This window comes from Enterococcus camelliae, from assembly GCF_042685105.1.
GTDB classification, from domain to species: domain Bacteria; phylum Bacillota; class Bacilli; order Lactobacillales; family Enterococcaceae; genus Enterococcus_G; species Enterococcus_G camelliae.
Map to the genome: position 1 here is coordinate 1 of NZ_JBHUMO010000051.1, position 9,722 is coordinate 9,722.

Sequence of the window (9,722 nt, forward strand, 5' to 3'; positions counted from 1 at the left end):
GAAACGGTCTTTGTATAGAATAACTACCTTGTCTATTTCGCCATTGGTAATTTTGTCTATTAACTGACTTAATCCTTTTTTATTGTAATTAATTCCACTACCAACATCTTGAATAATGTCAAATTGATATCCTCGTGCAATCATGTAAGTCTTAACGTTCTCAATTTGACGTTCTAAATCGTCTTTTTGCTTGTTTGAACTGACTCTACAATAACCGATGGTTATTCGTTTTGGTTTCTTTCTCCCAGCGATTCCTAAGAATTGATTTCGTTGTTCTTCAGAATAATAACGAGTACCTCCTTGAGAAACATGAGCGGGCTTTAATTCTCCTCTTTTATCCCAATTTCTCAACGTTTGTGGTGTTACACCTATCTGTTTTCCAAATTCACCTATCGAATACATAGTCATAATCTTCACCTCAAAATGATTATACCACATATTGATGTTTTAAATGATATTTTTATAGATATTTACACATTATGATTAGCTGTTGCTACCCTCCATACCTATTCTTTCGCTCATTTTTTCCTACTTGCTTACGACCAATCTTAACACCCTCATTTTAGCACAGGCGTGAAAAAAGCGTACGTGAAAACTGCTCTAACCAAATGAAAAAGAAAGCGATACCTAATTATTAGCATCACTTTCTTTTTGACTACTTTTTTTAATTTCGGTTCATTGTAAGATGAACTTAGCCACTTTTAGGCAATAAAAAAACGCCATAGCGAAACATCGTGTATTGTTGAAGTTCCAACACAATCAATAAGGAGATTTTCGCTTTGACGCATACTGAACATGCCACACAATCACGAAAAGGAAAACACCTATCATTTGATGAACGACAATTTATCGCTTATTTGAAGAACAAATTGGGCCTGTCCAATCGAACAATCACGAAAGAGTTGGGGCGAGCTCCTCAAACGATCCATAATGAAATCAAAGATGGAACTGACGATGTCATCAAACAACGTCAAATACATGGCACAAAACAATTGATTACCGCAAGACGGACTATTCTCCTGAAGTTGGGCAAAAAGCTTAGGATACTGCGCGATTGAATTCTGGCAGAACCTACCTTTGGGTCGAGTCAACTGACTTCATTGCCTATGCAGATGAGCAAATTTTACGATTGCATCAATCACCAGATAGTGTGGTTGGCACTGCGAAAGTAGCGAACTTGTTTCCAGAAAAAAGAATTCCTTGCACAAAGACCTTGTATAACTGGATTGACAAAGGATTTATGGAAACTCAAAACATTGATCTTGTCTTGAAAGTACGAAGAAAAACGAAATCAACAAAGATTAGAAAGAACAAGACGTTTCTAGGTAATTCAATTGATTTACGCCCAGACTGTGTGACTGCTAGAGAAACGTTTGGCCACTGGAAAATCGACACTGTCGTTGGGTTGAAATCTGGACAAGATCAAGTACTGCTAACGTTGACTGAACGAAAAACACGGTTTGAAATCATTCAAAAAATTGAAGGGAAAAATGCCTTGGCGGTTCAATCTGGCATTGAGAATCTTCAAGAGCAATTTGGACAGTTCTTTAAGGATATAGTTAAACCAATTACTTCTGATAATGGCGTTGAATTCTCAACATTATCCGCGTGTCTTGACGACATTGTTGATGTCTATTTTACGCACTCTTATTCTTCATGGGAACGTGGAACCAACGAAAGACACAATGGGTTGATTCGGCGCTTTATCCCGAAAGGGAGCACGATGCGCCACGTCTCTCGTATGCATATGAAACGTATTGAAAATTGGATGAATCAATTACCAAGGAAAGTCTTAGGCTATAAAACACCAAGGCAAGCTTTCCTTGACGAAACCGCTAGTCTATTAGCTGATTGACATCGAGCCTCTCGCGGTGTGTTCACTGTCTGGGAAGCCTGGCATGAGCCGGCCTGTCCAGTTCAGGCTAACACACCACGCTCAATGTCAATCAGCACGAAGCTTTATCAATAACATGCTTTATTTCTCTAGGTGGTTAACTTGTACTTGCAATTTGTCATTGCAAGAATTGAAAAATAAGCGCCATTTTTTCTATACTAGCTTCTTTCCAACGGAATTTTTAGCATATAACAATCGTCAATTGCTTGGACATAGTCTGAACTAGATTATTTGGGGATATCAAGATTTCTCTTTCGTCTAAAAAAAGGATTCCATGAACGCTCTTATAGAGCGTTCATGGAATCCTTTTTAAACTATATACTATTTAACACCAAAATCAATTTTTTTCATTCTTTTAACCATCGTATTCTTGGCACATCATTGGAATTAGTTGGCTTACTCATTTAAAATGAACAGTTTACTTTCACTATTAAAAAAACATTCAACTGTACAGAAAACAAGACCTGCTATTTTTCCAATTCTCCACTCAATTCCACAATTTTTGCCAATGTTTCACTCACTTTGAGCATCGCTTCTTCCGTCACAAATTCGTATTGTCCATGGAAGTTTTCACCACCAGTAAAAATATTGGGTGTTGGAATCCCTTTATAAGAAATTTTCGAACCATCCGTTCCGCCTCGGAAAGGAGCAACAATGGGTTCCAAGCCTACTGCACGGATCGCAGCCAGACCAATCTCAACCGATCGTGGATCCTTGTCAATGATATCTCGCATATTAAAATATTGATCGTGCATGGTAATCATAATCCTTGGACGATCTAACGTTGCATTCACTTCCTCGATGATTGTATACAAAGCCTGTTTGCGCGCCTCAAACAAATCATAATCGTGGTCCCGAATAATATAAGTCATCTCGGCATGCCCAATTGTACCCGTCACTTGATTCAACAAGTAAAACCCTTCTCGTTCCCTCGTCCGTTCAGGGACATCTTCAGGCGGTAATTTATGGTCAATTTCTTCCGCCAATTTTAGGGCATTCACCAAACGACCATAAGCTGTTCCCGGATGAACACTCGTACCTTCAATGATGATTTTTGCTTCAGCAGCATTGAAGGTTTCATATTCCAGATGACCCAAGCGTCCGCTATCGATCGTATACGCATAAGCTACTGGAAAATGCTCTGCATCAAATAAGTCCGCCCCGCGTCCAATCTCTTCATCTGGTCCAAATGCAACCCAAATATCGCCGTGCTTTTCTTTCGGCCATTGTTTGACCAGTTCAAGCATATGCAAAATTTCAACAATTCCTGCCTTGTCGTCGGCACCTAATAACGTTCGTCCATCTGTTGTAATCAATGTTTGTCCAAGGTAGTCTTTTAGATTGGGAAACTCCTGCACCGTCATTATTATCCCGTTCTCTTCATTTAAAACAACATCTTGTCCATCATAATTTTCATGAATTTGTGGCTGAATGTTCTCACTGGCAAAATCAGCAGTATCTAAATGGGCAATAAAGCCAACTGCAGTTTTATCAGGATTTCCTTTTAAGACTGCAGTTACAAAACCATTTTCCCGATTGTGCGTAATCATTTCCACTCCAAATTCAGGCAATTCTTGGACCAATAATTCAGCGAAAGCAATTTGCCCTTTCGTTGTTGGTACGGTATGTGAGGACGCATCCGAACGTGTATTTAGTTTTGCATAGCGGATAAACCGTTCCGTGATTGAATGTACCATAAGCTGTTGAACTTCCTTCCATTTTTCAGATACTCTTATTCTACATAAGCTCCTCTTAAATTGAAATAGTCTCCATATAAGTGATACGCAATTCCCTTAATTTTTGGATTAATCAAGTAATTTGAGGCACTTTGATACAATGGTACTTGTGCTGCATCCTCTTTCAGCAAAATCGTTTCCGCTTCCTTATAATCAGCAAATTGTTTGTCTGGATCGTTCGCATCTGTCGTCCGTGCTTTTTCAACAAGGGAGGTGTAATCACTATTATCATAAGCTCCGTAATTATAGGCCGAACCTGTTTTGTAGAGATTGAAATAAGAATCCAAGTCACTGCTTCCAGCAATCCATCCAGATAGAGATAACTCATAATTTTTGTCCCGACGTGCTTGATTCAAATTATTTTTTGGTTGTGGGGTAATCTTGATTGTTAAACCAGACAAATTTTCTTGTAACTGAGATTGAATGTATTCTGAAATTTTCTTACCATTATCATCATCAGATACGAGTAACTCTACCTTCACACTGTCGCCAAGATCAGCTTGGGCTTCTTGCCATTCCTTCTTCGCTGCGGTCAGGTCATACGTATTGTATGAACCACTATATTTTCGAAAATCTTCTTTCGTATCCGGATTAGCATATAAATTTGCCGGAATCAGGCCATTTAATGCTTTTGAGCCATCGTTTAAGACATCATTGGCGAGCGAAGTTTTGTCGATTGCGAGCGCAATTGCTTTACGCAAATGAACATTTGCTAAGGCCGTACCCGTTTTTTTGTTAAAATCTAAGAAATAATTTGCAACATCATTATGTGAAATAAACCCTTTTTCATCTCTATATTGTTGCACGTACTGTCCACTAATACGTGTTAAGTCTAACTCACCACTTTGATACAAATTAATCCCCGTGTTCTCTTCTTTGACTGTACTACCATGAATGGTTGTCAATTTGACTTCTTTGGCATCATAGTATTCTTTGTTCTTTACCAATGTCCATTCATCACCAGTTTGATCCCAATCCTTCAATGCAAATGGACCACTATAAATCAAATTTGCACTTGTTTTTCCATAGTCCTCACCTTGCTCTTTAACATAGGCTTCGTTTTGTGGTGCCAACCAAGCTATTGACACAACGGAAAGAAATGACGGTTGTGCTTGAGCCAATTTCACAACAAAGGTTTGCTCATCTGGTGCAGAAATTCCTAAATCACTCACTGGTTTAGCTTCCGTACGAACATCGTAGCTATTCACCACGCTATCGAGTAAATAAGCATTCGGTCCTTGGGTTTTCGGATCAACAAGTCGCTTCCATGCAAAGACAAAATCATTGGCCGTCAAGGCGGTTCCATTACTCCATTTTAAATTATCTCGCAATCTAAATGTATAGGTCTTCCCATCTTCACTAACATCAACTGATTGCGCTAATCCAGGAATAGGCTTGCTATTATCATCAAAACGATACAGTCCCTCAAATAAATGCTGGGCAATGGTAAACGTATTTTTATCCGTTGTTTGCGTTGTATCCAACGTTGAGAGCTGTGTAGGTAAACTGATAGCAATTTCCTGTTTCACTTTCTCTGAGCTGGTTGAGGATGTCCCACTTTTGGTTTTCGAACTATAACAGCCTCCTAATAACGCGATACATCCAATAATCAACCCGAATGACAAAATTTTCTTCACTAATATTTCCCCCTTATCTTCTTTTCATAATCAGATGACTTCTCGGTCAGCCTTCGTTTGAGTAAAATAAAAAAGCCTCCATCCTTAAAAGGACGAAAGCTTTCACTTCGCGGTACCACCTTACTTTATCTTCTCAAAGAAGAACTCACTCCAGTACAAACATACTGTGACGCTATAACGGGCGTCCCCGAATTCTCTTAATTAGTCAGAGAAGTGACTCCAAGGCCATTTTCCTTTTTTTTCGTGCATCTCCTTTCACCAAACAGAGACTCTCTATGCCATTTCAAAAAAAGTACTTTCCTTTTCGATGTCTTTCACTATTGATTATAGAGCTATTAAATCATGGCTAAAGGTCATTTGTCAAGAAACCTTTTCTTGGTCAACTAATCTGCCAGTTTCAAATGATGAATGTCTAAAACAGGTTCTTTGGTCATTTCTTGTGAGCATTGTTTCTGAGTCACCCAAGAGCTATAAGTTTACATTTTCATTGTTTGTAACTATCATTATACTGGAAACAAAAAATCAGCTTTACAAGAAAGGAAGTTTTACCATGACAGTAAAAGTAGGAATCAATGGCTTTGGTCGGATTGGTCGTTTAGCATTTCGTCGCATCAAACAAGTATCAGATGATATCGAAGTTGTAGCAATCAATGATTTAACTAGCCCCACTGTTTTAGCACATTTGTTACAGTTCGACTCAACACATGGCACGTATCCAGGTTTAGTCACCGCTTCTGATAATGGTATTCTAATAGATGGCAAAGAAACTCGAGTTTATGCTGAGGCAGATGCAAGTAAATTACCTTGGGTTGAAAATGACGGTGTAGATATCGTTTTGGAATGTACAGGCTTCTACACTTCAGAAGAAAAAGCTAGCGCTCATTTAAAAGCTGGCGTAAAGCGTGTCGTTATCTCCGCACCCGCTGGCAATATGAAAACGATTGTTTATAATGTTAACGATGATACATTAACCCCTAGTGACAAAATTATTTCTGCTGGTTCATGTACAACGAACTGTTTAGCTCCAATGGCTTATTTTTTAAATAATGAATTTGGGATTGAAGTAGGTACCATGACTACGGTTCACGCCTATACCTCTACCCAAATGCTCTTAGATGGTCCTGTTCGAGGTGGTAATTTGCGTGCTGCTCGTTCTGCAGCCGATAATACGATTCCGCATTCAACCGGAGCAGCCAAAGCAATTGGTTTAGTTATTCCTGAATTAAATGGCAAATTACAAGGTCATGCCCAACGTGTGCCCGTAGTTGATGGATCATTAACAGAGCTCGTTTCAATCCTAAAAACAAAGGTAACGGCGGATGAAGTTAATGAAGCAATCAAAAAGCATACAATTGATAATCCTTCTTTTGGGTATGATGATCGAGAAATTGTCTCAACAGATGTCATCGGTACTACATTTGGTTCCATCTTTGACCCAACGCAAACAGAAATTACCACTGCTGGCGATTTCCAATTAGTAAAAACTGTTGCTTGGTATGACAATGAGTTTGGTTTTACATGCCAAATGATTCGCTTATTAGAAAAATTTGCGAATCAAAATGAATAACTTCATCTAAACGAATCGATTTCCGTTTTTTCCTCCTGTCTTGCTTTTTATCTAGGCGATCAGGAGGTTCTTTTTGTGCAAAAATAATAATCTAGCTATAAATTTCTCTAAAAACACGTATGTTACCTTTATTTAATTTATAATATTTCGTTATTTCAATCTAATTCTATTGATTTCAATTCAAACCGTGCTATATTTGTTTTATTAACGAATAAAGGAGATAAGAAAATGACAACAGCTGTTTCATTGGATTTCATCAAAGGATTGCCTAAAGCAGAATTGCATTTGCATTTAGAAGGGACTCTAGAGCCAGACCTAAAACTGAAACTCGCGCAAAAAAACGGGATCGATATTGGTCAGACAACCATTGAAGAAGTCACAGAATCCTACAAATTCGATTCACTTCCTTCTTTCTTGAATGTTTATTATCCCGCAATGAATGTTTTACAGACGGAAGAAGATTTTTATGAATTGACCATTGCTTATCTAAAAAAAGCCCAACAACAAGGTGTCAAACATGCTGAGCTCTTCTTTGATCCTCAAGCCCATACGTCAAGAGGAATTCCTTTTGAAACTATCATTAATGGGTATTATCGAGGTGTTCAGGAAGGGGAAAACTATGGCATTAGTGCTGCTTTGATTCTTTGCTTCTTGCGAGATATGAGTGCCGAATCTGCAGAACAAACCTTAGCTGAAGCATTGCCTTATAAGGATAAGTTTATTGGTGTAGGTTTGGATTCCGATGAAAAGGGAAATCCACCAAGTAAATTTGCTGCCGTATTTCAGACAGCACAGCAAAATGGTCTGAAACGAACAATGCATTGTGACATTGATCAAGAAAATTCCATTGAACATATTCGTCAAGTGATTGAAGATATCCAGGTTGATCGCATTGATCATGGCACCAATATTGTTGAAAATCAAGAATTAGTGGATTATGTGAACGAACATTCAATTGGCTTAACAACTTGTCCTGTCTCAAATGGATTTGTGGTTGATGATATGAAAGGGAAGGAAATTGTTGAATTATTAAATCAAGGGGTGAAAGTCACCGTCAATTCTGATGATCCAGCTTATTTCCAAAGCTATATTGCAGATGATATGTATGCTTTGGCAACAAAATACCATTTATCAAAAGAACAAATCATCCAACTTGCCAAAAATTCTTTTGAAATTGCGTGGATTTCAGAAGAAGACAAACAAACCTATTTAGCTGCAATTGACCGTTATACAAACGAATAAAACTTGAAAATGACTCAAAAGTAAGAAGGAATAGTCCTGCTTACTTTTGAGTCATTTAGATTACACTTAAAAATGCTACTATACTAATACAAAAGCTACTGTTCCAACGAATCACTGTAGAATGTTTTTTCTTCATAAGTGCTTTCAATCATTTTTTAAGGATAGGTAAAAAAGATCAAAAACGACTAAATATCATTGGGGTATCAGTAGATATAGGTATTTGTACGCATCGTTTTTTCCTATGAAGTGTGAGCCTTTACTATAAATTGATACCACTAGATACACTTACTTGGAAATTTGATACGTTGTGGTTGATGTGAACCATTCATCCTTTTTCAAAACGACTGAGCCAAAACTTGGTTGATGAATGGCATCTGGCAACACTTGTGTCTCAAAGGCAATCACATCATGCTCCGCCAAGTCCACTTGGTCCATCGAAACATGGGAATCACCAATATTATAGGTATACACCACCATACTTGGCCGATCGGTAGACACCGTCAATTGATAATTTGGTGTACGTAACCACGCCACAGATGTTTCTGAATGGGATTGTGGAAAGACAAATCCATGATCAAGTCCATTGACTAACCGAATTTGTTCATTCTGACTGGCCAAGTGCTCCGCCAATAAGCAACCTTCTGGTTGCCTAAAATCAAAAGCCGTGCCTTCCACCGATGCCGTTCCTAGCGGTATCCCATCTTTGCGAATGGGCGTATATTGATCTGCCTTAATGGCTAACCGGACCGCTTGTTTGGCATCAGACTGGGACAACCCAGTATAAAAATAGGCGTGGTTGGTCGGATTAAACAAAGTCTCTTGGTCACTTTTCGCTTCGTAGTGAATGCGCCATTCGTTTTCATTGGTTAAGATGTAATGAACCTTCACCTGTAAGTTTCCAGGATACCCACTTTCCATATCTGGACTTTCATGTTTAATTGCAATATCAAATGCATAAAAAATCAAAAAACCTTTATAGACAGCGAATTACTCAATAATCCAGTGTTACCAACGGTTTAACCCTTGTCTGGCAGTAAGATGCCTCTTACCATTTTTTTGGTGGATTGTTGGTGGTTCTGATTCAAAAGAATCGGTTGGTTGGGTCAAGAGAAGAAGCGAAGCGGCTCTTGACTCAGCCAACCGATTCTTTTACCTTATGGAACCAACGAACCACCTTAAGCGGTTTTTAATTTTGCCAGTTCTTCCTGAAGTTGTTCTGCGGGTGTTGCTTAGCCCATTATTTTTCTTGGTCTGTTGTTGATTGTATCGGTTATTGCGTGTAAGTGCGAGTAGGACAAGGGACTCAGAGTGACACCCTTCGGGATAAATTCCCGGAGCATACGATTATGTCTTTCATTTGTGCCTTTTTCCTAAGAGGCGTACGCATGGGTAAAGAATACCTGAACACCCGAGGAGCTTTCTTCGATAAGAGATAGCGTGGAAAATTCAGATCCGTTATCCGTGGTTAGCGTCTTGAATTGTTCTAGCCCTTGTTTTTTCATTAAATCAAGTACACCTTTTTGAACCAATGCGGCGCTTTTTCCCCAAACTTTTTTTGTGAGAAAGTAGCGCGTTTTTCGTTCAACCATCGTGATGATGACGGGCTCATTTTTTGTTTTCTTCCCTAAGACCAAATCAACTTCCCA

Annotated in this window: 6 protein-coding genes, 2 pseudogenes and 1 other annotated feature; of the genes and pseudogenes, 3 read left to right on the plus strand and 5 right to left on the minus strand. The window is 38.7% G+C overall.

Annotated features, from left to right (window positions below):
- Positions 1–408, minus strand: a 408-nt coding sequence (locus ACFSR0_RS08385) for an IS607 family transposase (protein WP_379981791.1), incomplete at its 3' end; no start/stop codon positions are given.
- Positions 409–779: 371 nt separating this feature from the next.
- Between ACFSR0_RS08385 and ACFSR0_RS08395 the strand changes: the two are divergent.
- Positions 780–1,855: pseudogene (locus tag ACFSR0_RS08395) on the plus strand (IS30 family transposase).
- Between the two features lie 506 nt (positions 1,856–2,361).
- Here the strand turns inward: ACFSR0_RS08395 and pepT are convergent.
- Together pepT and ACFSR0_RS08405 are read right to left on the minus strand one after the other, a co-directional pair.
- On the minus strand, positions 2,362–3,591 hold the full coding sequence (gene pepT, locus ACFSR0_RS08400) for a peptidase T (protein WP_379981797.1): 1,230 nt from the start codon (positions 3,589–3,591) through the stop codon (positions 2,362–2,364).
- A 35-nt stretch (positions 3,592–3,626) separates the two neighbouring features.
- On the minus strand, positions 3,627–5,267 hold the full coding sequence (locus ACFSR0_RS08405; protein WP_379981799.1) for a peptide ABC transporter substrate-binding protein: 1,641 nt from the start codon (positions 5,265–5,267) through the stop codon (positions 3,627–3,629).
- Positions 5,268–5,352: 85 nt separating this feature from the next.
- Positions 5,353–5,584: a binding site (T-box leader), on the minus strand.
- Between the two features lie 233 nt (positions 5,585–5,817).
- On the opposite strand from ACFSR0_RS08405, the gene gap reads away from it, so the two are divergent.
- Positions 5,818–6,834: a type I glyceraldehyde-3-phosphate dehydrogenase gene (gene gap / locus ACFSR0_RS08410; RefSeq protein ID WP_379981801.1), complete on the plus strand. Its 1,017-nt coding sequence runs from the start codon at positions 5,818–5,820 to the stop codon at positions 6,832–6,834.
- A 228-nt stretch (positions 6,835–7,062) separates the two neighbouring features.
- Positions 7,063–8,076: an adenosine deaminase gene (add, locus tag ACFSR0_RS08415; RefSeq protein ID WP_379981803.1), complete on the plus strand. Its 1,014-nt coding sequence runs from the start codon at positions 7,063–7,065 to the stop codon at positions 8,074–8,076.
- Positions 8,077–8,361: 285 nt separating this feature from the next.
- Here add and ACFSR0_RS08420 read toward each other — a convergent pair whose 3' ends face one another.
- Both ACFSR0_RS08420 and ACFSR0_RS08425 read right to left on the minus strand, forming a co-directional pair.
- A complete protein-coding gene (locus tag ACFSR0_RS08420; RefSeq protein ID WP_379981805.1) occupies positions 8,362–9,042 on the minus strand; it encodes an aldose epimerase family protein in 681 nt (226 codons plus the stop codon).
- A 263-nt stretch (positions 9,043–9,305) separates the two neighbouring features.
- Positions 9,306–9,722, minus strand: a pseudogene (locus tag ACFSR0_RS08425) (IS30 family transposase); the annotation flags it as partial.